Raw genomic sequence first — 25061 nt, 5'->3', positions numbered from 1 at the left:
AAGAGGTTCTGTCGACTCTATTTCGAAATGTTCAAACCCCCTTTATAATAGGGATAACGGGTTTGGGGGAACCAAAAAGCTAAGGGAAATCTTATAAATAGAGAAAAATAGTACGACCTTCCCTTTTGGTATGAAGTACATCAACACAACCACTAAATTCAGTAAAGGCGGTGAAGAAACATGGAAATGCGTCCTGTTAAATCTTCTCTAATTACAGCAGTCGGCTACGATCAATTTAATGAGATTCTGCGCATCCAATTTCGCACGGGGACATTCGATTATTATAGAGTGCCCAAATACATTTTTGAACACCTGATGAGCTCATTTTCAAAATCACGCTACTATGCAAGCTATATAAAAGATTCTTATACCTATTTGAAAGTGGTAAAAGAGCGGGAACTTACGTATTAGATAAAGAGAAAAAAGGTTCGCAAATGAGAGAGAGGGGCTCTCGTTTGCGGGCTTTTTTTAATTAAATTTATTCATACTGTAAAATCAATACTAACCATAAAATACATAATGTAAAAATTTTCAATATGAGGTATAGTGTTCATATAATTACTAAAAAAATGCAATATCTCCATAATCGAATGAAATAATATGACGTTTGTATTACAATATAAGGAGGCTAATATATAAATGATCAATAAAATAAAAGGAGGAATAAACTTGCACATAAATTCCTTTGTGTCGTATTTAGACCAATATAATGTGTTGTCACCAAATCATTCGAAAATTTATGACGAATATACAATAGATCCTGATAAATCTGATACATATTCTTTCACCATTAGAACTAAAATTGAAGAAACTCTAATCCAAAGATTTGAAAACAATCCTCAAAGTATCATATTGACTGGAAATGCAGGCGATGGAAAAACGAGGCTCTGCAGAATAGTCCATGATTATTTTAATGAAGAAAACCTGTTGGAATGGCCTGAAGAGGGAATTGTAGATGTGGTTTTTTCAAAAGGCAAGATTAGAATAGTAAAAGATTTATCAGAATTAAAAGAAGACATTATATATCATGAATTAACTAATCTTCAAGAATATATAAGTAACAATCATGAAAAAAATGTCTATTACTTAATAGCTGCAAATGAAGGGAAATTAACCAAGTTTTTATCTCAGTACGAAGATCTAAAGGGTCTTAGAATTGATGTCTCAAAAAGGTTTAAATCTCATGATAATAACAGTGAAAACTTTAGTATCTATAATTTGTTGAATGTTACGTCTTCTGTTTATGTGGAAAGAGTACTTGAAGAATGGAATAAAGAAGAAAACTGGTCTGCCTGTATTGATTGTTCTATGAAAAGTCGTTGCATAATCAACATGAACCATGAGCGAACTTCCCAACCATTTATACGTAATAAATTAGTAGAACAATATAAACTTTTAGATTTTTTGGATTCTCATATTACGATGAGAGAGATGCTCATTCACATTAGCTATATGTTAACTGGTGGATATACTTGTGTTGATATTTTTAATGCTGATTATAAAGAGCTCGAGCAACAAACCAAGAAGCCCTATTATGAAAACTTTTATGGGCATGGACTCGATGAAAATTCATTTGCTGAAATGAAAGCACTGAAAGTATTTAAGTCATTAGATCCTGGATTGTATTCACATTCTTCAGTTGATGATTTCATAATTAATGGGGATATCAACGGTGATAAAAAGTCAGAAGATACCCACAGAAAGTTAATAAATGACTCCTTAGATTTACAGCTTGGTTATTTTAAGAAAAAATTATCACTGTATAGAGATTATGACATGGAAAAAGACCATAAAATAATTAATGAGTGGATTCCTAAGCTGCGTAGAAAATATTTTTATGAGATGAATAGTGAAAACGAGGCTCAAGCAAATCAACTTCTACCTTTTGAATATACATCAGATTATATATCTATGTTTAACAACCCAAAAAATAGAGCCAGCTTGAAAAAGGATATTATAAATGGGTTGAATAGGGTGTTCTCAGGTAAATTAACAGAGGTATCTAATAGGTACTTGTTTGCAACTAATAAAAACTTAATGATTTATGAGCAATTCAGAGCCAGAGATATAAATATTGAAGAAGAAGAAAATAGAGAAGATTTAGATAGAATTCCGGCAAAGTTTAAAGTGGACGTTAGAGGTGAAGTGGCTTTTGATATGAATCTCGCAGTATTCGAATTTTTAATGCGGGCAAGTGGTGGGGGAACACATAATGTTCTTCAACAAGAGGCAGAAATTTTAATTGATACGTTCAAAAATGAATTGATTCGTATAAGTGAGTCAGATGAATATGACTTGAATATTTTAAGATACGACACAGATAGTGGATTGTTTATAGAAGACGAAATCAGCTTGCTATAAGGGGGGTAAATTATGGTATCGAAAAAAGAAAATCCAGAAGAGCTTTCAACTCAACTGTCTGCGAAGATCTGGGGACATAGATTTAGAGATGGACAAAAGGGTCCAGAATATGTTCTGGAATTTTTAAATGTTCTAAAAGGAACTGATTACGATTTCTCAGCATCAAATTATTCTCGAGTTCGATCTACGGGACTTAGACAGTTTATTTTTGAAGGAAATAAAGAGGGTTCTAAGGATGGAATTGTAAGTTTAACCACGGAGCAAAAGGACTCCCTCTATAAAGTTGTTGAAAATAAAGACAAATTAAATGTAATTCGTGATTTTTTCCGCAATCTGGAAATCCCCTTGACAGATGGAACGGGGAAACCAGCGAATCGCTCTTGGTATGCTAAAACACTTTACCCTTTACATGAATCATTACTATATTTTGAATTAAGAACACAAACTAAAGATGATAAAAAGACATATAGTTTTGAGAGGAATTTCTTTGCTCGTGGCGGGGAATTATATTTTCTAATGTTATCATATGGTACTGAAAATAATCGTTTACTAAGGAGTAATATCGAAGAAAGACTAAGAGAATTATTGAGCAAAAACAAGGCGATTGAAGGTGTAGTAAAAAAAATCACAAATTGTTTAGATGATAATTCTAAATTAAATAATGAGTATTATCCATTAAAAAAAGAACTAGATAGTAACAGGGAATATCCTATGTTACCTACAACAGATGATCCGATTTATGAGGAATTTGCTGAGGAATTTAGTAGATTAATCAATTTAAACATTGATATATATGAGTTATTTGAATTAATGACCAGCCTTATTACTTTTCAACTAGGACGCTATATGCTTAAAAAAAGTACAATTCATGATGAAAAAATCACTTTCTTTTTTGACTGCCTCGATGCCCAGGTTGGCCCTATACAAAAGCTTTCCTCTAAATCTTTTAGCAATAATGAACTTCTAATCAAGAATAAGTTTGAAGATTATTTTAAACATACTTTTACAAGTAAAATTTCGTCAAAGGAATTTGTTGAAAATAATTTAGCAGTGTGGAAGAATGACCCCGCTATTATCATTGATTTATTGGGGTTAAATCGACTTTCAAAAGTTAGGAAAAATAAAATCGAAAAAGTAATTCAAAAATGTAAAACCTATAGTGATGTAATGAATTATCTATTTAATACTGTAAAAGAGATAGTCTCAGACCAACTTAAAAAACATCAACTTAATATTGTAAGGGGTTTAACTAGGGATGGCGGCTATGGAGGTTTTCGAAGGGGAAGTAAATATAGGTACTATATGTCAGACACATTTATCCAGGCACTAGTTTATGCTAACCTTGATCCCCAGTCTCAGGAAGAGTTTCACACATTTTTAGAAAAAATTTATCAAAAGTACGGATTCATCATCGGTGAAATTCAAGCTAAAGAAGATGGGACATATGAAAGCTCTAAGTTAAATGTTAGTTATTTTCATAGGAATGAGTACGCTCTTAGAGAGAAATTAAGACACAATGGACTTCTAGTTGAGTATTCTGATGCAACTGCAATGATTAGAAATCCTTATGAAAAGGCAGCAGGGGTGGTGCAATAATGAGTAACTCGCATGAAATTTTAGGTAATTGGGTTTATCGAATTTTATTGGATCATTTTAATAATCAAAGAAATGAAGGCACTAGCAAACTCTTTATTAAAATAAGTGGATTAACTGAAAAAAATGTTTTATCACTGTTAGAAGAACTTAATCAAAAACAAATGGAATTAGACACATTCTATACCCCTATTATCCGAACAATTAAGGGTGTAGATGGGTATGACCACTTCAAATTAAAAGAGCATGAGACTAGTACCTGGTTAAGAAATTATACATCTACTAATCACGCTCTTATTATTGTTATAAATGAATTAACTCCAGAAGCACAGAGCTTGGAGAATCTATTTTCAATAGATGAAGGTTATTTGCTTTCGAGTACAGGTTTAAACAGCTTATATTCCTTATTGTCTGAGCGTTATAACATGGCTGTAGAAGAAATTGATACTTTACGTGATTTCTTTTCTATGTATAGCAAATTAACAGAACCTCAATTAAGGTTCATTCTGAGGTTTCTTGAAAAAGCGTTAAATCAAAATACCCCATCAATAATTGAAAAAATCCAAACCAATTTACCTGAATTGAATTTGTTTAAAGATAAAGAATTAATAATTGGAACTAAAGGAATTAAAAGACTTCGGGATAACTATTATCTGTCTAATCTTCAAAAACCTAACGGGAACTTAGATACAGAGAAGTTACTAAATAACTTATATTTGTTTGTTGAAACACACGAACAGAATAATTTTGCAGATGAACTATGGAATGGGATAAGTGGTCAAAATTTTGAAAAAGTAATGGTTGAGTTTATTAATCAAAAGAACTATGGAGCCTATGAATATGAATTCTCTACAGTGGAAGCAGCATTAAACTTTAAGACGAAATCTACTTTAACAGAAAAAATAAGAATGGCTTTAATAGACAATAATCCGAATATTTCAAAGCAAGAAAAAAATACTATAGAAGAAGGAATAAATGAAATTGATAGAAATTCTAATCCGGATGCAATTCAAGAATTCTTAGAAGAATTTGAAGAAGAGTTATCGCAGCACAAATTGGATAAAGTTATATCTCGGAGGGTGGAAAAGCTACTGCACCCTAAGGATTATTACGATATTATAGATGCCTTACAATACGAAATATTTGCTCTTATAGATGATAATTTAGAACTCATTGATAAAAGCTCAAGATTTAAATTAACTGTTAGCAATCGAAAATTAACTGAGCAGATGAGAAATACAGTTTTAGTATACTTATCAAAAATATCAAACATCACTCCTTCTATAGAATTCGATATGAATTCTGTTGATAATATTACTCTTGACGAGTCTGCTAATGAAAGTCTTTCTTTTAATTTATTGTTAATAAACAATGACAATACAATTTTAGCAACTGAAAAGTTTAAGGTAACTGGATTTGAAGAGCTGCAATTTCAACTATTTAAAGACTCAATTTTTGAAAATAAAATCCCCTACCTTAAAAATTTCCAAGAAGACGAAGTTGAACTTGTAGATGTTAAAAATGAAATTCAGCTACGTGTTCAAGGATATCTATCCATAAACGAACCAGGTGTACAGGAACATTTTGATATTTTTTCGTCTTTCCTAGATAACTATGTAGATATATTAAAGCAGTTTTTTAATGAAGGTGTTTTTTCGATAGATATTCATCGTTTAAAAACTGAACTTGATGATGTTCTTTCAGGCGTTACAACTTCAGTTGATGTAGCGAATCATATATATCGTTATATTAATTACATTGGAGCAATTGATTCTTTAGATGTAAAAGCAGGTCAGTCAGGATTTAGTCATGAAAGAATATTAACTTTACTAAATCCAATTCGGTTAATAAGTTATATTTCAAGGTTTGAAGTATTAGATAATCAAATACAAGAATGGTTTCAACGCAGTCAAGACGAAGAGTTAGAAGTTACAAATCTGGATGATTATTTAGAACACGTAAATGAAAAAACGCTAAATTTAGCTCCTAGATATTTTTCAAGTGATGGAGACGATGCTTTTTTAATAGAGATAAACGAAGTACTTGGAGAAGGGCAATTTATTTTAAATACTAAGCGATCTGACAACATGGATTACTTGTCCAATGAGTTATCAGAAGAACTAGTGAAAAGCGTTAAGAGCTACTTTGAAGTATATCCTTATGCGAAAGACGGTTTAGATATATTATTTTTGTACTGTCAAAGTGCAGATATCATAACAAAATCTATTGATTCTTTATTTAGAAAGTTTAAAGACCTCAATAAACTTAAAATTACAGTACATTCAACACAGGCAGCAATCATGCATCAAGTGATTAATCAGTGGATTAAAAAAAGAGAAGAGTTTACAAATCCAGAGGGGTTTAGTAAATTTCCCGTGGTTGAAGTTAATGTAATATCTGGAAATAAGATTAACGACATTTCTAATCAAATTGAAGCTCATATGATAGATGCAGATTTAGTAATCCTAGCTGATTATTTTGGACAAAGTAATCAGGTGAAGTATGAGTTTGATAAAATTGATTACAAAAAAACTGACAAGTGGTTGAATCTGATTTTTAAAGAACCTCTGCTTGAAACTGAGCAACTAAAACGTATATCGTATGTAAGTGAATACATGCCAAACGTTTTAAAATCTTTTTATCAGCTTCAATATATTTTCCAAAAGAAAGAAATGTTAGAGGAAGATGAGATTTTTGTCCTAAAAAATAAGATTTCTTTATCAAATTTCTCAGACAATGAGCTTATTGATTATATGCATGATAACTTTAACTGGATTATGTTTATGGATAGGTATTTAGATAAGTCCCTGTTAGAAAAGGCTTCATCTAAAGCTCAGATTATTCAATACAAATCCAAAGCTGGGGCTAATAAGAACTATAAGGTAATAGTTTCATCGTCAGAGTATATTAAAAAATTGAACTCAAATGCTCAAGATTACGAATATTATGATCGGTTAACTAAGAAGCTTTCTTTAGTTTTAAAAAGCGATAACATCGATAAAGATAAAGTGAAAGAAGCAGTGCGATATGTAAAATCAATTTCTGGAGCCTTAGTATTAAAAGCAATCGGACCTGGAAAATATTCTCATGAAATGGTCGCTACCTATTTGAGCAAAAAACATCGTTCGAAAGAATCAAGCAGCTTCCAAGTATGGGCCACATGTGATGAGCTTCCATGGTTCGGTAAAAACAAAAGAAGGCCTGACCTTGTGATTACTACTTTGCATGAAGATAACGGTGAAATCTCGTTAAACTTTGAATTATTAGAGTTGAAATTTGTTAGCCAATCAATATTCGAGAGAGAACGGTATGATGCTATAAAACAAATAGAGTCCGGAAAGAAGCTATACGAAAATCTATTCGATTTCACTAAAAATAAAGCGGATGCTGAATATTGGAGAAACGAACTAGTACACTACTTTATTGAAAAAGAAACGTATAGCCCTGAACAAGCACACCTGTTAAGAAAATTGCAGAGTGCAGAAGTTAGTACTATTAAAGTAGATATTGATACATCAATAGATGCTTATTGCTACACATCTAACCTTTATGAGAATTCTTATGAAATGGTTCAGGAGAATGTTTATAAAGACCTTTTAGATGGTGAGCATACGAATTTTATTTATAATCGAACCTTCATATTAAGTGAGTTAGGTGCAACGTATATAACTGAGCCTGACTACGAAGAACTTTCAGAACCCGATCAAAGCTTTTCGGAAAGCTTGGTCATGAAAAACCACAAAGAGGAGATAGATGAAGAGGAGGAAGCTTCTAAGCCACCGAGTGTTGATCAGAATGAAGATACAGGTTACGAGGAGAAAAAACTTCCTGAAGACAATGATGACGAGACTGGTAATAATGGTCCACCTCTAGAACAAGAACTCAATGTATTTCCTGAAGAACTTGCACTAAAGGGAGTCCAAAATCCGAAAGAAAATAGTGAGAAAGATCACACAGAGCTGAAAAGGAAATATGTATCTGTGATAGAAACAAATTACAACCAGCTTAATTACAATGTCAAAGTTAAAGAAATAATTGTCGGTTCAAGTGTGATTCGGTTTAATCTTTCATTTCCAAAGTCTATTCCTCCTGAAAAAATTATGAAAACAAAATCAAGGATTCAAATTTGGCTACAGTTGGATCAAGAACCCAACATGTTTATAGATAGGCATGGGTTAAATATTGATATTGTACGGGAAGAACCGGAGACAGTTTATTTTGAAGAATTTATGAAAATAGCTAGAGAGCAATTGAGTGGTATTGTAAAGAAAACAAACTTAGTTGCTCCATTAGGGATTGATCCACTAAACAATGTAACGTACATTGATCTTTCAGATCCTACTACACCACATTTATTGACTGGAGGCACTACAGGTAGTGGTAAGAGTGTTACACTTAATGCAATTATATTAGGGACGATGTGTTTTTATGATCCTTCAAAATTGCAATTTGTGTTTATTGATCCTAAACAAGTAGAATTTTCGATATACGAGGACTTACCACATACCCATTCTGTTGTAACAGGGATAGATGAGGCTGTTCTGACCCTCAATAATCTTGTTGAAGAAATGGAAAAACGTTATGGTTTGTTTAAAAAGGAATTTGCTAGTAATTTAGATGAGTACATCGAAGCTACAGGTATTAACATGCCAAGAATTGTTGTAGTATTTGACGAATTTGCCGATTTTATGAGCCAAGAAAAAGAAATAGCTAATCAGGTAGAAAATGCTATTCTAAGATTGGGCCAAAAAGCTAGAGCTGCAGGGATTCATTTAATCATTTGTACTCAAAATCCTAAGTCGGATATTATTAATACAAATATAAGAAATAACCTTGGTGCTAGACTAGCTTTAAGAGCTACTGATTCAATAGCGTCATCTGTTATCTTAGGAGAAGGCGGCGCAGAGAACTTAGGTGGTAAAGGCGATTTCCTAGCTAAAACCTCAAGTCAGAAAGTAACAAGAGGAAAAAGTCCATTCTTGACTCCTGTAGTTAAGCGAGCTTTATTAAAATATTTTATGAGTAACTGATCTTCTTCAAAAGATGCATCTAGATTACATTATCTAGGTGCATTCTTTTCAGAAAAAACACTTCTGGAGAAAAGCTTCCAGTAACGATAATCAAGTATACTAGAAAGTTGGTAATAAAATGGGATTTGGTCAACATCAAAGTTTTTATTTGCGGCCACAATGGTTGTATAAAGGAATGAGGGAAATTTATGATAACCCTAGATTTTTCTACGAAGATGATCACTTTGAAAAGCTAGGTGTAGGTAAAAATATGGCTAAATCAGTCAGATATTGGATGACTGCTACAAAAATTTTGGACGAGGTCAAAAAAACCAAAATAGAACATTATTTAACTGATAAAGGTTCAATTGTTTTAAAGAAAGATCCACATCTACAAAAGAACTTCACTAAAGGTTTACTACATTATTTGTTAGTAACCGATATTAATGTAGCGACTACGTGGTACTGGTTCTTTAATGTGTATAACGAAGAAGTCTTTGATAAAGCTTCATTATCAAAAGAGCTTGAAAATTGGGTGGAAGAAAAATTCAAAAGAAAAGTTTCAATAAACTCCCAAAGAAGAGATATTGATTGCTTGATAGCAACATACTTACCAAAAAACTTCAAAGACGCAACTCCGGAAGACGTGATTAGGAGCCCTTTTGAGGAATTAGGTTTGCTAGCTCAAACGATTAAAACAAATTATACGAAGATGACAATCAGTAATTTTAGTTTAAATCTTATCTACACTGTACTTCTCATATATATGGAAAAGCATGATAAAAACGAACTTAGTATAAATGAATTAGTATATTCACCTGAATTATTAGGCAGAGTCTTTCAATTTTCTCAGAGCGAAATAGTGGAAATAGTCGAAAATCTGGTGAAAGAGGGATTCCCTGTTGTGTTTACAAGGACCAACCGATTAGATATAGTTCGTATTCAAAATAAATACACTTCAATCGATTTTATCAATAAGTCTTTTGCTGAAGAGGTTTTAATATGAAAAAATTTCAACCAAGCATTAACATCAATTACGATATTGGTAAACCCGAACTCTTCGAACAGTTTGTGCCTAATGTTAACCAATTAGATATTTTAGTAGATATTATAAGCGGAGTTACTAAGAATGATAACAATACGCATTTGCTGATAGGTCCATACGGAGCTGGGAAGTCAATGGTGGGAGCATTAGCAGCTTCTATTGTAACGGCTAGGAAAAATAGCAAGTTAGTTAAAGGATTTATAAATAATGTGAGCACGGTTAGTGTGGATACTAAAAAGGTAATTGAATTTGCGGTTGATGCCAAAACGAATAAATGGATTTCTGTTTCTATCACTGGAAGAAAAGGCGAATTCTCAGAAATTATATTAGAAGCGATTACCCAATCTCTACGCAATGAAGGAATAAGTTTTTCTTTGAAGGGTGAGAGTGAAAGTATAATTAAAACAGTTTCGAATTGGGAAAAAGAGTACCCAGAAACTTTTAACAAATTTAAAGTCTACTGTTCAAGACTTAACATAGGTTTTGAAACTTTTATAACTGCTATTAAATCTGGTGAAGAAGAAGCAATTATAAAGTTTAAAAACATGTACTCACAGTTAACATCAGGAGCGGAATTTATTTCTCAAAATAAAGTATCGTTCTTAGAACAGATAAACTATTTGATTCATCAGTTAAGTAATAAAAAGATAGGTATGTTTATTATTTTTGATGAATTTGGAAGGTTTTTACAAACTGTCAATCAAGAGCAAATTTATCATACAATGCAAGATCTCCAAGATTTAGCTGAATTACTAAATAGAGTAAATAATTTTGGAGCGTTATTTATTACTCATACTGGACTTAGTCAATATGCAGCTTCAAATAATAACTTAACGACTACAGAGTTAGAAAGAGTAGAAAAACGTTTTAAAAACCATCGATTAGAAAGTGATCCATCCCTATTTTTTAGATCTGCTTTTAAAATTCTTGAAATGAATCGCGAAGACAGTGGAGCAAATCTGTTTTTAATAAAAGACTTGGAGTACTTAAGAAGTGAAATTTTAAAATATAATCTATTTCCTGAGATGACTCCCCAAGAAATTGACGGTGCAATATTAGAAGGTTGTCAGCCTATCCATCCATTAGCATTAAGATTACTGCCGACTTTATCGAATATACTCGGACAAAATGATAGAACCCTATATACATTCTTAGCTGAGATTGACAAATATTCTTTGGATTCAGAATGGTACTATGCCGATAAGCTGTTTAATTACTTTTACCCGGATGAGTCAGCATTTTATTTAATAGAGGAATTAAAATATCTAAGATCGGCCTATAGCTATCATGTATCAGAAGAAGCAATAAGAGTTATTAAATTTATGACGTTGCTAAAAATAACTAATTCTACTTTAAATATAGATGAAAACTTTTTAGCTTTTTCCCTTGGATTAAGCCAAGATACTATTAAAGGAACTATTAAAGAATTAAAGAACAAAAAACTTGTAAGATATAATCGTTTCGCATCTTCCTATGAACTATTTAGTGGATCTATTATTGAATTTGAACGACTTGTAGAGGAGTATAGGACGTCTCAAATAATTACAAATACTAATCGTGAAGATTTTATTGGTAAATTATTTTCTCAAAATTATTTTTTACCAATTGAATATAACAATGAAAAAAGCATGATTCGCTATATAGAATCCATTTTTTCTTTAGATAGATTTGAACTAAAGAAGGAAAGTACTGCTGATGGAATAGTAGTATATATATTAGATCCAGATTTTGATCCTAAATATGATTTTGAAAATTTAGAGCTTTCTAACGTAACTGATACCCTTTATTGTATACCCCTTGTGAATAGTAAGCTCCTGAAAGAGTATATAGATAAGTATATTATTTTAAATACTATGCTAAAGGATAATTTAATTCTTGAGCAAGATAAAAATATAAGAAATGAGATAGAAATTAGTATAGAAAACACACAGTATGAAATTCAAAAGATCTTGGCACCTTTAGAAGAATTTAATAATATGAAAGCAAATTGGTATTTTAAAGGAAAGCCAGTACAAGGTTTCTTTTCAAAAGAAAATTTTCAAAGCTACTTAAGTGAATGGATGTTTGAAAAATACCCGGATACTCTTGAAGTAAGAAATGAAGGCTTTAATAAGAGAAATGTTTCAAGTATTCAAAAGAAATCGGCTATAGAAGTGTTACAGGGTTTATTAAGACCTACTTTTAATGGGGAACTTGAAATAGAAGGATATGGTCCGGATTATTTAATTTATGCTTCCTTATTAAAGAATAACGGATATAGTTATGAGCATCTTGATAACTTGGAAAACGGTCAATTATTTAAAATGAGACAAGCACTCACACATTATTTAGAACATTATAATCGTGGTAAAATCAGTGATTTGTTTAGTATTTTATTAAGTGAACCTTTTGGGATGAGAAAGCCTATAGTGCCACTATTATGCATTTCTTTAATAAGAGATTATTGGAATAAGATGGCTTTCTATGCCAATGATTTTTATGTAGACCAAATGAATGCAGATTTACTGTATGACATTATTGAACAAGATGTAGATTTTTATGAATATGAGATGTATCAATTGACCAGTAATCAAGAATATGTGCTTAGGATATTAAACGAGACCTTTTTTAATAATTTGCTTCCCCAACAACCAGCAATTATATTTAGCGAGCTGCTAACATGGTTGAGAAAGCTACCAAGAATAACGCAAATAACAGAGGATCAACCTAAGGAAGTTTTATTGTTTAAGAATGCAATAAGACATAGTGAAACTGATCCTTTAGAATCTTTGAGAAGAGTTCAAGCAATAGTTGAAGAAAACTCTAATAAGGTTTTAAATCAGCTGAAAAGCTCTCTAGAAAATCATATCTTTCATTATAAAGAATCAATTAGTAACCAAGTAAAAAGTATTTTAGATGTTGATAATTGGATAACTTGGGGAGAGAATCACAAGCAATTAATTAGTGATAAACCGGTATTACGCCTTGTGCATGATAAAGCAATTAAAAATGAAGACTGGCTATCAGTATTAATTGAAAAAACTGTAGGTTCGAAAATTGAAGATTGGTCCGATGTAACTGGTGAGTCGTTCAAATCTTCCATTAATCAACTTAGCCAAATACAAAGCCAAGAAGGACAAATCACACTTTCAAATAGTGGGAGTGTACTACTAAATATTGAGGAAACTGAACTGTCTGTTAAAGGAAAGACAATTTACAGCAATCTTAATAGAGTTGTTACAGCGGGTGGTAGAAATCTATCGAAAAACGAAGTCAAATATATCTTGTACAAGATTTTAACAGAAATTGAAGAGTAGTATAATGGAAGTATTTTACGCATAAAGATAAAGCATTTTTGATGAGGATAAATTCAATAAAAATCGTCTGTTTCATCAATATGAAACAGACGATTTTTAAATTATTTTATAGGATATGCTTTAAGAAAATGAACATACACAAGGAATAGTATCATCCTTTTCGCTAAGATATTTTTCTACTCCATGTGTATCCATCAACTCTCTATATTCTTTTAGAGTGAATGCTTTACTGTTTCTCTTAAGTATTGACACATCTTTATCAAATTTTTCACGGAAACGCTCTTCCATAGCTTCCTGCTCTGCATACTGGTCAGGCCAAACGTTGTATAAAAGTGCATAATGACCTAATCCTCCTCGTACGCAGCGTCCAGCACAGTTTGCGTGGGAAAATCCTAATCCATACATTCTTGGTAATGCTATTTTCCATTCATCTCTTATAATTTTTTTTGTATCCAGGTCTTCCTTGAAAGTTTCAATCATTGGAAACCTTGTGCTTATTGCTTCAAGTGGATTATGCTCATAAAAATTTTGTAAGTTTATTGCTCTGTGTTGTTCATGAGGACCTATTCCAAAATAAAGAATAGGTTCTAAATTTTGTTCATCCCTTAGTTCTTCTAAATAAACTAATGTTTGCCTAACCTTTAATTCTTCTGAACACTTTGCCATTCTAGAATTACCTAAGAATCTTACATCATGAAACACTTCTTCAGGTGTCCTACCATCTATCCGTGTTGTAATTTCCATACCAATATACTCCGCAACTTCATCCATAAATCTATAATTATCTTCATCTTCCCACAAGGTATCTGTAAAAAATAATATACAATTTTCTTTTCCATACTTTTGAACGATATGATAAGCGATATAAGCTGAAGAAGCTCCTCCGCTAAACATAGCAACATGAACAGGTTTTCGCGAAGTATTTAAATTATCTGTTCCAGCTTTTAATATTCCCAAAGCAGAACGATCTGTGGTTTTTTGAGTTTTAACATTATTCATATTCAAATCTAAAATCACCTCTCTATTTAGTAAGGTTTACTAAATATAAAATTAGAACACATGTAGAATTATAACATTTATGTGACTCGAATTTGACAATACTGCTCATAAACTTGCTAAATTTTAGCTAATATTGAACCGAAATATTCCATAATTAGATTTTAAAAAATCTGTACAATATATCAGTTTTTAGATAATATTATGATTGATCAATCAATCAATCAAAAATAATTATAACAACCTAAAGGAGTGACTCAAAATGTCCACATCAAAAGACCAGCAGCAAAGGATGGAGCAAAAGCGGGCAAAGATTTTGGAGCAGGCTGTTCTACTGTTTTCTGAGCAGGGCTTTAATGATACGACGGTTTCGAAGGTGGCCAAGGCTTCGGGGGTTAGTTTTGGAAGTGTGTTTACCTATTTCGCGACGAAGGAGGAACTGTTTCATCATGCGGTGATGGAGCCGCTGGAGGAGCTGAAGGCGGGGGTACTGGATTTTGATGAAGAGGCAGAGGATGCGTTGGCTGAGATTGAGCGGCTGGTCGGCACTCAAATTCAGTTGTTTTCAAGACTGAGCACCTATTTGCGTTTAGTCGTCCAGGTGATTGGCCAGGAAATCCGTTTTGCCAAGCAGTTTGAGGAATTGAATGCATTCCATGATGAATTTCGCAAAAAACTTTCTTTGTTAATTGTAAAAGGACAGAAGGATGGACAGCTGGAAAAGAGTGATCCGCTATTCACTGCAGGCTCCTATATCAGCTTTTTGATGGGCATTCGCTTAACGACTGTGGATGAGCCGGATCAAGATCTTTGGGAAGAGTTTGCTCCGTTCGCCATCCGGTTATTTGGACCGATACGCTAAGCCGTAATCGGTCTGCTTTTTACCATTAAAATGATTGATCGATCAATCATAAAGAAGAGAGGTGAGCTGCTTGGACTTTTTTACGTTTAACCGAACAATTCAAATCCGGATGATCCTGCAGTTTTTAACGGTGCTCGGGACGATGTCTGTCATGCCGTATGTGGTGATCTTCTTTGCAGAGAAGCTAGGTTCTTTTGTAACTGGGTTTATGTTTATGGGGGTTATGCTCGCAAGTGTCGCCGGCGCTCTGGCAGGGGGAATTGCGACAGATCGGATGGGGAGAAAGAAGGTCATTGTGTTTTCAGAAGCAGTTGTGTTTGCTGGATTTGCAGGTATCGCAGCGGTGAACTCTCCATGGCTTGATCTCCCGTATGTGACATTTGGTTTTTTTGTTCTGGTCAATTTTTGCACAGGCTTGAGCGGTCCTGCGTACCAGGCGCTGATCGTGGACGAAACGAATCCGGATAATCGGAAAAAGGTGTACACCTTTGCCTACTGGCTGAATAATGTGGGACTCGCAATTGGCGGGATGATTGGAGCCTTTTTATTTCAGGACTACTCATTTTACCTCTTTCTCGGAGTCTCAGGGACCATTTTGTTTTCACTGGTCATGACCATCCTATTTATAAAGGACTGCTATGTGGTTCCTCAAATGGAATCCTCACCTGCCGGAAAAAAAGGATCCATTTCGAGTGTGTGGCATATTTATAAAGAAGTGCTGAAAAATCGAGCGTTTGCTGCGCTGGCCGTGGCCAATCTGCTTTTTATTTCTGTTGACGAGCAGTTGACCAATTTTATTGGCATCCGCTTATCCAATGAGATCGCAGACCCGGTTCCATTGGTTTCATTTCTTGCCGTGGAGGTGGACGGGGTCAATTTGCTTGGGATTTTAAAAACAGAGAATACATTGATCGTCGTTGCCATGTCAGGATTCATTGCGTACCTCCTAAAAAAACTCAGGGATCGTTCGGTGCTGCTTTGGGGTACGGTGCTGTATTTTCTTAGTTTTGCCGTGATCAGCTTTCATAACACGCCTATCGTTTTAATCATTGCGATGCTGATCGCAACAATTGGGGAGTTGATGCATATACCAGTGAAACAGACCCTTTTGGCCAATATGATTCCGGATCATGCAAGAGGGGTATACTTATCTCTGTACGGTCTAATGGCTGTCGGCGGTACAGCTTTCGCGGGGCTGTTTATTTTCGGGAGCGGGCTCATTTCGCCATATATGCTGACTGGATTCATGCTACTGGCAGGGGTTGCGGTGGTTGGGATCTATGGACGGCTGATGAAGAATGAGCGAAGGGAAACTGTGGCCAGCATTCAGCAAAAAAGAGCGTACAAAATCACGTAAAAGTAAATTTAATTAAAACTTTTACAAATCCTTTATAAATTGATCGAATTGTCTGATATAATAGATTTACTTTTCAGTTAGAGGAGGATGCGATCATGACAAACAGTAAAAACTTCGTAGTAAAAAAGCAGTCCGGTCACCTTAGAGTGAGTAAGTCCTCATTTGATTTACTGAAGGAACGACATGAAAAAGAAATGAATGATCTATACGAAAGGCTCCAGGAATTACTGGAGGAGTTTAAGACGTGCCATTACTTTCACGAACAGAGGGAAGTGCAATAGATACGAGCTTAGAGCCTGGGATGCACCGGGCTTTTTATTTTGGGTTTACTCGGGATTGACAACACTTTATCCTGCGTGCATACTATTGTTAAAATAATTTTACCGAGTAAATGGAGTGAACAGTCTATGAAGGATATTATGCTTTTAACCACTCTTGACCAGCTAAAAGCGCTGGCAGATCCGTTTCGGACGGAACTGATTCTGCGTTTAATGGAGAAGCCAAAGACCGGTCAGCAGCTTTCAGAGGTTTTCAATCTTTCAAGAGCGCGCATTCATTACCACCTGAAAGAGTTAGAGAAAAACAACTTGATTGAAATTGTGCACAAAGAAGAAAAGAATGGCATCGTACAGAAGTTTTATCAGGCTGTGGCAGGCGGCTTCGTACCGGATCAGTCGCTTATCCCTTATCCAGCCATGACAGAAACCGTCAGACAAATGATGGTCAGCATGCTGGAGCAATCAAAAAGGAGAATTCTCGCTGCTCCTGAAGAGTCTTTACAGGATGAGTCAAGTTCTAAGGATCCTTCAATGTGGAAGTTCAGGTCCAGTGCTTACGAGATTCATGCTAAAGAAGAAGACTTTATGGCGTGGCAAAAGAAGTTTGCAGCTTTGATGGAAGAACTTGCGGTTATACAAAGACCGGAGCCGTCTCCTGATGCTAAACTTTATTATTTTCACGTTCTCGGATTGCAAATAGAAGAAGGGGTTTTTGACGGGAAAAAAGAGGATTCTGAGTAAGGTTCTCTTTTTTTGATCAAACGGTAAAATAAATTTAACCGAATAATATTATTTATTTAAGGAGGGATAACATGAAAAAGGTCAAAGGGATGGAAGAAGGGGCAAGTGCCTCATTAGTGAAGTCAAAATCGTTTAATTTACTTTGGTTCACCACCGTAGCTTCAAGCTTAAGCCTGTCGATGTTTATGTTCATTCAGTCATGGTATGTGGTGGAAGGGCTGGGGATGGAAGCATCTCTCGGGATTGTCCTCGTTTCTTTAACCAGCATGCGGATTGTGTTTATGGTGTTTGGCGGAGTCGCTGCGGATCGCGGCAGGCAATCATTCATCATGTCTTTTTCTGATCTGTCTTTGAGTTTTCTCGTCGTTGCACTTGGGTGCATCTTTTACTTTTATTCTGACATTCCAATCTGGGTGCTTGCGGTAATTGCTGCTTTTTTTGGCGCGATGGGAGGATTGTTTGAGCCGTCCAGAGATGCTCTTTTGCCCAGAATTGTAAAAGCAGAGCAGCTTACGAAAGCAAACTCGATGCTTCAGGGGGCGATCCAGATTGCTTTGTTTACCGGCCCATTTCTCGCAGGGCTTTTGATTAACTTCTTCAGTTACAGTATTACGTTGTTTTTGATTGGCGCATTTTTATGTCTATCGGGGGTTGGGGTTTTATTTATCCGTCCCGCTGCTGAAAAGACGGCTGAACTCAAATCAACAAAACAGTCGTTTAAAGTCCAATTAGCAGAAGGATTTAGCTACACATGGAAGTCGCCTTTATTGCGAGCGCTGTTTATCATTACGATTATTGTAAACTTTTTTATATCGGGACCCTTAATGATGGGACTGCCGCTATTCGTAGAAGGAGTACTAAATGGAACTTCACTGGATTTCAGTTTGGTGCAGGGTGGTTTTACATTTGGGATGATCCTTGGTTCACTCCTTGTAGGGCTTGTGAATATGAATCAGAAAAGAGGAGCGTACGCCTTATACTTCATCGCACTTCAGGGAATCGGGATGCTCCTATTCAGCCAGACGAGCTCACTCATTGCAGCAGCAGGCATCATTGTTTTAATTGGCATGCTTTCACCTGCCATTAACATTCCGCTGATTTCTCTGGTTCAATCGTATGCAAACCAGGAAAAAGTGGGCCGTGTAATGAGTTTAATTCGTACAGGGTCTCTAGGATTAATTCCCCTCTCATACACCGTGACTTCTATGCTGTTAGCAACGGGTATACCCATTCAAACGTTGATGGCGGTGAGTTCTATGCCGTTGCTTGTAAGCGTGGCAATCTTGTATTTTTTATTTCCCGTTTTACGGTCGGCAGATTAATAAACAGCCGGGAAACTCCTGCAAGTCTTCCCATTTCAACCGTCTAAATTACCCATTTTCTATGATAAACTTAATCTATCTTTCTAGTCTTAGGAGCGAACCTCATGATACTTGATAACGACAACGGACTGCTGCTGATGCGCCATGACCATTTAGGGGAGCGGAGCTGGAGAAGTGATGAGTCGTATAAATTAATCTTTTCTCCGTTCGGCAAAGGGATGTATCAGACCCGTCACCGTGACATCTCCATTGAAAAAGGGGAATGCTTAATCATGAACCCCTTTGAAGAGCATAAGCAGCTCATCGCGGAAAAGGAAAAGTTCCTGGTGGAGCTGAAGCCATCTTTTCTAAAGGAGGCGGCGGATCAATTAAATATTCACGTGAGTCCTGAGTTTTCGATGCTTTCTTCTAAGCATCCTCAGCTGCAGCAGTGGATGACGTTTGTCCGCGATTTTTTACTGTTAAATGAAAAAGGTAACCCGGCGATCAATCCGTTTTTTCTTGATAACAGTCTGACCCAGCTTTCCATTTTGATGCTGCAATATGGAGCAGGTTCACATCAGTATGAGCTTCCTCAAATAAACAGCAGGGAACCGGTTCAAAAGGTGGTCCAGGCGTTAAAAGAAAGCTTTCGTGAAGACTGGACGCTGGATGAAATGGCGCGGACAGCCGGACTGAATAAATACCAGTTTGCCCATCTCTTTAAAGAAGAGCTTGGACTTTCACCATACTCCTGGCTGCAGCTTTACCGCCTCATTCGAAGCCAGCATGCCTTATTTCATACGAAGGAATCGATTCTATGGATTGCTCTTGAGTACGGGTTTAAGAGTGTCTCTTCCTATAATCATTTATTTAAAAAAGTATACGGAAAAACGCCTGCTGAGTTTCGAAGAATTCACGGTTTTAAAGAGTAAAGCAGTGAGACTGAATGCAATCATGAGGAGTCCGCTGCCCACCATTAATTGTTGGATCGAAATAAACGTGGCGAGCAACCCATACACCCCCAAGGAAAGAGTGTTGGAAAAATACAAGAGGACCGCATTAGAGCTGAAGGCCCGCCCCATTTTCTCTTCCGGCACAAGAGTCTGAAGAAGATAAACCCTTGCAAGACCTGCGATTGGAATCCCTACTCCAACGATGGCACAACCGATGAAAAAATGTCTAACATCATATAACAAGCCATAATAGGCAATGCCCACTCCCCAGATCACGGCCCCAATTAAATAGATTCGCAGCGTCATTTGCTTTACTACATAAGGCAAAAGAATATTGGTTAAAATCACGACACCGCCAAATACCCCTTGCAAGATGCTGTATAATTCTTCGCTTTGATTACTCATTTCTGCAAGAGCAAGCAAAAGCCCCACTTCCCAAACCCATGTGTTGAAAAAAACAGTAATAAAGGTAAACAGGAACAGCCCTCTGATCACTCTCTGTGATGTCACCCAGGCAGCAAAATCGGTTATGGAACGATAAACTGCTCTGATCGATCTTTTTCCTTCAGCCCTGTGCTCCTTCAGGTGAATTTGTGAGATACAAAGCGCGCTGATTGCATACGTTAGGGCATCCACGGTAAAAAAATGAATCGTTCCCCACACAGTTAACAGCCAAATTGTGAGCAGCGGACTGAGCACCGTAACACCGCGGGTAATGGTATCGTATAAGCTGTTCGCAATCGTCCGGTTTTCTTCATGGGTCAGAAGGGACAAACTGGCTCGGTGAGCGGGATTAAAGAAGCAGCCGATACTCTGAATAAGAAAGCTAACGATAAATAGATAGACATACGTGAGTGCACCAAAATGATAGAGGACCACAACGGAAAGGAGCAGGGGAATGCGGATGAGGTCCAGATAAATCAACAGTTTTTTCTTTGGAACCCAGTCAGCAATCACACCGCCTATCAAACCAAACAGCAAGTAGGGAAGCGTTTCTGCCATGGCAATACCTGTGACGTGCAGTCTCGATTCGGTTAAATCATAAGCTAGAAACAAAAAGGCCATCCCGGAAAGAACGTCCCCAAGTCTTGAAACCCCTCCTGCCATCAAATAATACCGTATGTTTTTATTGCGCCATATTTTTTTATACATAATCATCACCTCAAGCTCTATCATAGAGGGAGATCAGGGGAGCGTCTGTCTGATTATTGCTGTAAAAACAGACAATTTTTCTAACAGGTCAGCCTCTCTGAAATGGAAGGTGAAACCATTTTGTTCTTAAAACGTATGGTAACTATACATAGCTAAACGGATAGAAGAAGGGAGTTTTACTTCAATGATCTGGTTTCAGGCGATCATTAATATCATCCTGCCCGCTTATTTTTTATGGCGGCTGTATAAGGCCGACCATGTCAGCAGGCGTTCATGGTTTGCAGAAGCGCTATTTACAGCGATGTTTATCGGGTTTATTTTTGTCATCAGCCCATGGCATATCTACTTGTATTATTTACGTTACGTTTGGCTGCTGCTTTTTCTCATTGCAGTTATTTCATCGTATCTGAAGGTGAAGGAGAAACCTTTAAAAGGTCCAGAGAAAGATGGCAGCTACAAATTTTCAGTTGGTCTGAGTGTAGTACTCGCAGTGTACTTCGGGTTGTTTTTTACTCAGGGTCTGTCTGGTTATTTCCTTAACAGCAGTGATCGGGACGAAGCTATCGAGCTTGATTTCCCCTTAAAAGACGGCGTTTATTCTGTAGGACAAGGCGGAGCACACACAGCAATCAATTATCACCATTCGCATCCGTCCCAGGCCTATGCCTATGATATTCTTCAAATGAACGGATGGGGCTTGCGCGCGAATGGCCTGACCCCGTCTGAAAATAGCGCGTATCATATATACGGACAGTCCTTATATAGTCCCTGCACAGGAACGGTGACTGCAGCAGTGGATGAATACGAAGACATACCGCCTTTAGAGCCGCCTTCTGAGGTGGAGGAGCCAGCCGGCAATCACGTGATCATTGATTGCCAGGATACAGAGGTCCTAATCGCGCATATCAAACCGGGTACTGTTGCTGTTGAAGAAGGTAATGAGGTAGAGAGCGGTGACATTCTCGGGGAAATTGGGAACACAGGCAATACAACCGAGCCGCATCTGCATATTCACGCAGAAAGAGACGGTGAAGGAGTTCCTATCACATTTGATGGGCGGTTTTTGAAGAGGAACAGTCTTATTTTCAAATAAGCAAATAGAATATTATGTTAAAATAGAAAGTTTTTTAAACAAAACAGAACGTAAAAGTATTTTACGTTAGGAGAGGTAAGATGAGTAAGGATTATAAAAATGATATTACAAAATATCTTACAGAAGAAAAATTCAATAATTGGTGGAAGGAATGTGATAGTGGTTATAAAGAGTTATTAAAGACGTTAAATATACATGCACATGAAAAAATTACTGAAGTCTTTGAAGGGGAAAATCATATATTAAAATTTTTTTGGTATAAGCTTTTAACCAGAGAGAATATGCCAGCTCATCGTTTTGATTGTGATAAAGCCTTTTTTGGTAAACTTAATTTATCTTCCTTTTCACCGTCTGAATTAGTAAATGATTGGCAGACGAATAAAACAAGTTGGAGTCCAGATACAGCAAATTCATATGCGGAACTATTTAAACGCTTTCTCGCTTATTATTTGCCAACTATATTTCAGATTAAAGGAAATTTTAAAGACAAGATTATATTCGAACCTATTTGGACCAGTAACATTTTAAGCAAGATCAAAAGCACAAATGATAATGACTCATATGCAAAAACTAATGCAGCATTTAAAAAGTTAATAAATTGTCATTACAAAATCATTAAGTATGATAATGGGCTGAGGTTATTCAGTTATTATATCTTGTTTCAAGACGAATTGTTCCGTCAAATAAATATGAATTGTGATAAAAATGAATTGCAAATCATGCAGGATTTTGCCAGGCTAACGCATACTCCAGGAAATTTCATTTTAGTGAGTTCATCAATGGAGAATAAAAAAAAGAATAACAAATATGGTGATTTTATAGATTTATATATTAAAGATCAAAATGAAGATTTCATTAAGGGGCAACATCTAAGTATGTACAACGAACCATTATTTATAAGGCGTGAAAATCAGATTTTTCCAGATAAAAACTCTTTCATGACATGCATTGATACTCTTAATAAGAAAATTATTCAAAGAGAAAAAGAGTTAGAGAGATATTATTAGTTTCAATATGTGTGATTCTTAACTACCGTTCCTATATTAACAGATTGAACTAAGGGAGAACTAGGAAGTTGGAAAAGAAATTTCCACATGATTATCTGAATACCTTTTAATTTAGATGACTGATTTTAAAAAATAATGACCGTTTGACCTTACTCATCCGTCAGATATTAATTTAAAAAAATGACAGTAGAGTGAAAAGGGTGAAGGTATAAGGAATCTTCAGTATACATCGGTTAAAGACAAAACTGAAGTTTAGAAATGAGGCGAAATCTATCATTTGTAAGAGGTGAACGGAGCGGAAGGCGGCGACTCCAGCAGGATAAGACGGCAAGGCCCAAGAAGGCTCAGCGCCGTCCCTGCAGAAAGCGTCCGTCTGAAGCGAAGTGAACCGGTCAAAAAGCCTGGGACACTTTTGTCCCAGGCTTTATTTTATTTACCTGAAGGCGATTCTTGGATGATTTTAAGTGAATGAGTTGTGCTAGTACCAGTCTAATAAGTGGTTATTCTACTTCATCCCATTCCGGATTCCAAACCACTTCCCAAATGTGACCATCCGGATCTTGGAAATGACCGGAATATCCTCCCCAGAACGTATCATGTGCCGGGTCCGTGATGGTTGCGCCAGCGTTTTTCGCCTTGGTCATAATTTCATCTACCTCAGCTTTACTATTTACATTGTGACCAAGAGTGAATTCAGTAGGACTTGGACTGCCTGCTTGCACTTTTGTTTCATGCGCGATACTTTGGCGATTCCAAATAGCTAATTTCAGACCAGGTTGTAAATCAAAGAATGCAACAGCCCCATACTCAAATTCTTCTCCCACTATGCCATCAGTTGGGAAACCTAAACCATCACGGTAAAAATGTAACGATGCTTCAAGATTATCTACTCCGATCGTTATGACAGAAACTCTGGGCTTCATCTAGAGCCACCTCCTGTTAATTTGAAGTAATCTTATCCATATCATAAGGCCAGGGTTCGTTCATTACAACTTTAGCTCAAGCCTCCATCCCTACTGAAAGCGTCAGCCAGAAGTGAAGTGAACCGATCCAAGAGTCTGAGACTTCGGGCTCTATTTTTATGTGATGAAGATTAATGCACATTGCTCGATTGAGAACAATAAAGCAGTATGGATCGTAATCTTCATGTGTCATTTGAATGTGCCAGACAGCGGATTTTACTGGATTTGACACGTTTCTTCTAGTCTAAAAGAGGGAAAGAGTACTATTACGACTTGATGATAGGAGTATCAACTATGCTACATACATTAAAGGCAATCCCTGTCAGGACCTATATTTTAATTGTTCTGGCACTTGGAATAATAGGCGGCGGTTTTTATCTTTTTGCAGAGCTTGGTGAAGAGGTGCTGGAGAATGAAAAATTCATGATTGACCAGCATGCAGCTGACTTTGCTGAAAATCTTGCAACACCTGGAGTTACAACCTTTTTCGCATGGATAACTGAACTTGGATCAGTCTGGGCACTGACTGCAGGATCTCTTATCATGCTTGGCGTGCTGTGGTATTTTTATCAGCGCAGTAAGTGGAGAATTGTTTATTTTGTTATTGCAATGGGTGGAGTGACACTCTTAATTAGCGGGCTGAAAGCTGCTTTCTCAAGAGATCGTCCAAACATTTTAGAAGAGTATGATGGAACTGGCTACAGTTTTCCAAGTGGTCATTCCACTGCCCCAATCGTTTTTTATGGATTTATAATCTATTTGATCATCAGAAGTAAACTGAATGCCTTAGCAAAATGGCTGATCAACATCTTCCTTGGAATCTTGATTTTATTAATAGCCTTCAGTCGTCTTCCCCTCGGCGTTCATTACTTTACAGACGTTATCGGCGGGCTGACACTTGGGCTGACATGGCTGGTTACCTGTATCGCAATCCTTGAAGTTACTTTATGGCATAGAGGGAGAAGAGAAAAAAGTTTAGATAATGAAGAAAGCATTGATCGTTAGTGGATGTTAGCGAATAGGCCATAAGTAGATTAGTTGATAATTCTTCA

At 36.0% G+C, this 25061-nt stretch carries 18 protein-coding genes; 15 read left to right on the top strand and 3 right to left on the bottom strand.

Annotation, left to right across the window (positions count from 1 at the left end):
• Positions 1 to 180: 180 nt before the first annotated feature.
• The 6 genes from P6709_RS09975 (at position 181) to P6709_RS09950 (ending at position 13304) form a co-directional block, all read left to right on the top strand.
• A complete protein-coding gene (locus P6709_RS09975) occupies positions 181 to 411 on the top strand; it encodes a KTSC domain-containing protein (protein ID WP_278240776.1) in 231 nt (76 codons plus the stop codon).
• A gap of 228 nt (positions 412 to 639) precedes the next feature.
• Entirely contained in the window at positions 640 to 2361 is a 1722-nt protein-coding gene (locus P6709_RS09970; protein WP_278240775.1) for a hypothetical protein, read from the top strand.
• 12 nt (positions 2362 to 2373) lie between these two features.
• On the top strand, positions 2374 to 3957 hold the full coding sequence (locus tag P6709_RS09965) for a hypothetical protein (protein WP_278240774.1): 1584 nt from the start codon (positions 2374 to 2376) through the stop codon (positions 3955 to 3957).
• Positions 3957 to 8984 (top strand): FtsK/SpoIIIE domain-containing protein, encoded by a 5028-nt coding sequence (locus tag P6709_RS09960; protein ID WP_278240773.1) that lies wholly within the window; start codon positions 3957 to 3959, stop codon positions 8982 to 8984. The genes P6709_RS09965 and P6709_RS09960 overlap by 1 nt, the downstream gene beginning before the upstream one ends.
• A gap of 118 nt (positions 8985 to 9102) precedes the next feature.
• Positions 9103 to 9969, top strand: coding sequence for a DUF4007 family protein (locus P6709_RS09955; protein ID WP_278240772.1), 867 nt, complete (start codon positions 9103 to 9105; stop codon positions 9967 to 9969).
• The gene (locus P6709_RS09950; protein WP_278240771.1) at positions 9966 to 13304 is read left to right on the top strand and encodes a hypothetical protein; all 3339 of its coding nucleotides are present in this window, start codon (positions 9966 to 9968) and stop codon (positions 13302 to 13304) included. The genes P6709_RS09955 and P6709_RS09950 overlap by 4 nt, the downstream gene beginning before the upstream one ends.
• Before the next feature lie 120 nt (positions 13305 to 13424).
• Here the strand turns inward: P6709_RS09950 and P6709_RS09945 are convergent, their stop codons facing one another.
• Positions 13425 to 14303: a phosphoadenosine phosphosulfate reductase domain-containing protein gene (locus tag P6709_RS09945; protein WP_278241061.1), complete on the bottom strand. Its 879-nt coding sequence runs from the start codon at positions 14301 to 14303 to the stop codon at positions 13425 to 13427.
• A gap of 259 nt (positions 14304 to 14562) precedes the next feature.
• Between P6709_RS09945 and P6709_RS09940 the strand changes: the two genes are divergently transcribed.
• From P6709_RS09940 to P6709_RS09915, 6 genes are all read left to right on the top strand, one after another.
• On the top strand, positions 14563 to 15162 hold the full coding sequence (locus tag P6709_RS09940; protein ID WP_278240770.1) for a TetR/AcrR family transcriptional regulator: 600 nt from the start codon (positions 14563 to 14565) through the stop codon (positions 15160 to 15162).
• A gap of 70 nt (positions 15163 to 15232) precedes the next feature.
• Positions 15233 to 16519, top strand: coding sequence for an MFS transporter (locus P6709_RS09935; protein WP_278240769.1), 1287 nt, complete (start codon positions 15233 to 15235; stop codon positions 16517 to 16519).
• 95 nt (positions 16520 to 16614) lie between these two features.
• Positions 16615 to 16800 (top strand): hypothetical protein, encoded by a 186-nt coding sequence (locus P6709_RS09930; protein ID WP_278240768.1) that lies wholly within the window; start codon positions 16615 to 16617, stop codon positions 16798 to 16800.
• Positions 16801 to 16926: 126 nt separating this feature from the next.
• Complete coding sequence (locus P6709_RS09925) at positions 16927 to 17538, top strand: winged helix-turn-helix domain-containing protein (protein WP_278240767.1); 612 nt, start codon at positions 16927 to 16929, stop codon at positions 17536 to 17538.
• Between the two features lie 71 nt (positions 17539 to 17609).
• The gene (locus P6709_RS09920; protein ID WP_278240766.1) at positions 17610 to 18860 is read left to right on the top strand and encodes an MFS transporter; all 1251 of its coding nucleotides are present in this window, start codon (positions 17610 to 17612) and stop codon (positions 18858 to 18860) included.
• A gap of 104 nt (positions 18861 to 18964) precedes the next feature.
• Positions 18965 to 19774 (top strand): helix-turn-helix transcriptional regulator, encoded by an 810-nt coding sequence (locus tag P6709_RS09915; protein WP_278240765.1) that lies wholly within the window; start codon positions 18965 to 18967, stop codon positions 19772 to 19774.
• On the opposite strand, the gene P6709_RS09910 is transcribed toward P6709_RS09915, so the two are convergent.
• A complete protein-coding gene (locus tag P6709_RS09910; RefSeq protein WP_278240764.1) occupies positions 19709 to 20947 on the bottom strand; it encodes an MFS transporter in 1239 nt (412 codons plus the stop codon). The genes P6709_RS09915 and P6709_RS09910 overlap by 66 nt on opposite strands.
• A 184-nt stretch (positions 20948 to 21131) precedes the next feature.
• Between P6709_RS09910 and P6709_RS09905 the strand changes: the two genes are divergently transcribed.
• Both P6709_RS09905 and P6709_RS09900 read left to right on the top strand, forming a co-directional pair.
• The gene (locus P6709_RS09905) at positions 21132 to 22040 is read left to right on the top strand and encodes a M23 family metallopeptidase (protein ID WP_278240763.1); all 909 of its coding nucleotides are present in this window, start codon (positions 21132 to 21134) and stop codon (positions 22038 to 22040) included.
• Between the two features lie 80 nt (positions 22041 to 22120).
• On the top strand, positions 22121 to 23047 hold the full coding sequence (locus tag P6709_RS09900; protein ID WP_278240762.1) for a hypothetical protein: 927 nt from the start codon (positions 22121 to 22123) through the stop codon (positions 23045 to 23047).
• 500 nt (positions 23048 to 23547) lie between these two features.
• On the opposite strand, the gene P6709_RS09895 is transcribed toward P6709_RS09900, so the two are convergent.
• On the bottom strand, positions 23548 to 23970 hold the full coding sequence (locus P6709_RS09895; protein WP_278240761.1) for a VOC family protein: 423 nt from the start codon (positions 23968 to 23970) through the stop codon (positions 23548 to 23550).
• A 333-nt stretch (positions 23971 to 24303) separates the two neighbouring features.
• Here P6709_RS09895 and P6709_RS09890 point away from each other — a divergent pair, with 333 nt between their 5' ends.
• On the top strand, positions 24304 to 25014 hold the full coding sequence (locus P6709_RS09890; protein WP_278240760.1) for a phosphatase PAP2 family protein: 711 nt from the start codon (positions 24304 to 24306) through the stop codon (positions 25012 to 25014).
• Positions 25015 to 25061 lie beyond the last annotated feature (47 nt).

This window comes from Jeotgalibacillus sp. ET6, from assembly GCF_029667115.1.
In the GTDB taxonomy this organism is placed as follows: Bacteria; Bacillota; Bacilli; order Bacillales; family Jeotgalibacillaceae; genus Jeotgalibacillus.
Note: the sequence above shows the minus strand (reverse complement) of the source record. Positions and strands in the feature narration are given on the sequence as shown.